We start from the raw sequence: 443 nt of genomic DNA, 5'->3' as shown, positions 1-443 counted from the left end.
CGCCAGACCAGCAGCAGCACCTCGATGACCGCGCGATAGGCCTGGATGACCGGGCTGTTCTCGTACCCAGGGACGAGAGGATCGGGGCCGACGGACAGGACCGATCCATCGGTCGACAGCAGGCGGAGCGCACGATCGATGTCTCCGTCCGTCGCGGCGCGCAGTGCGCGGAGCATGCCCCCGCTCGCCGGACCGGCTCCACTCACGGCGTCGCCGCCGCGATCGCCCACGATGAGCCAGCACAACGCGACGGCGGGATCGCGGAGCTCATCGCCTGCATCCGCGCGGGCGGCCCCGTCTCGCAGGACATCGAGCCAGGTGCGCATCCCGATCCGGTCGCCGCGCTCGGCGCACAGGACGGCCGCGAGAGCAGCAGCCCTGGTCCAGTGGCGCCAGTCCTCCTGATCGAGCGTTCTCGACCGCAGCGTGGTCGGATCGACGGC

1 protein-coding gene is annotated in these 443 nt (G+C 71.6%); it reads right to left on the bottom strand.

What is annotated here, in order from left to right; all coding sequences use genetic code 11:
• The coding region (locus F6X68_RS33875) for a hypothetical protein (RefSeq protein WP_192581673.1) at window positions 1–443 on the bottom strand (443 nt) is incomplete at both ends.

Origin of the sequence: Micromonospora sp. AMSO12t (assembly GCF_008806585.1) — a bacterium.
GTDB classification, from domain to species: domain Bacteria; phylum Actinomycetota; class Actinomycetes; order Mycobacteriales; family Micromonosporaceae; genus Micromonospora; species Micromonospora reichwaldensis.
The sequence above is the reverse complement of the archived record's forward strand: the minus strand, read 5'-3'. Positions and strand labels throughout refer to the sequence as shown.